This is a genomic window from Acinetobacter sp. WC-743, assembly GCF_000335555.1.
Taxonomy (GTDB): Bacteria; Pseudomonadota; Gammaproteobacteria; order Pseudomonadales; family Moraxellaceae; genus Acinetobacter; species Acinetobacter bereziniae.
Genome location: NZ_AMFQ01000100.1, coordinates 1 through 548, shown reverse-complemented (window position 1 = coordinate 548; position 548 = coordinate 1). Strand labels below are relative to the sequence as shown.

At 40.3% G+C, this 548-nt stretch carries 1 protein-coding gene; it reads right to left on the bottom strand.

The features are described 5' to 3' along the window. The coding region (locus ACINWC743_RS15290) for an MBG domain-containing protein (RefSeq protein WP_009586071.1) at positions 1 to 548 on the bottom strand (548 nt) is incomplete at both ends.

Genomic DNA, 548 nt, shown 5'->3' with positions numbered 1-548 from the left:
TGGCTTTAGCAATATGCAAGATACCATCAACAAATATTAAGTCATAATTCTTGTCTGTACCTGATGCGGTATGAACATAATTGCCTGCATCTTTAGCCGTTACTGACGATGATGTTACACCTGTGAGTACAGTTTCAGTCTCACCATTGACTAAACCATTTGCAGTAAAGCCTGATGCTGTTTGATCTTTACCATTATAGGTCGTATTTAAACTATTCGCTGTCACCGTCGCTTTGGCTTTGGCAATATCCAAGGCGCCATCAACAAATGTTAAGTCATAGTTTTTATCGACACCATTGGCTTTGTTCGCATAACTGCCTGCGTCTTTCGCAATGACTGATGCAGTGACACCCGTCAATACCGAACTATCTTCACCATTGACTAAACCATTTGCTGTAAAGCCTGACGCAGTTTGATCTTGTCCATTATAGGTCGTGTTGAGACTATTTGCAGTCACCGTCGCTTTGGCTTTAGCAATATGCAAGATACCATCAACAAATATTAAGTCATAATTCTTGTCTGTACCTGATGCGGTATGAACATAATTG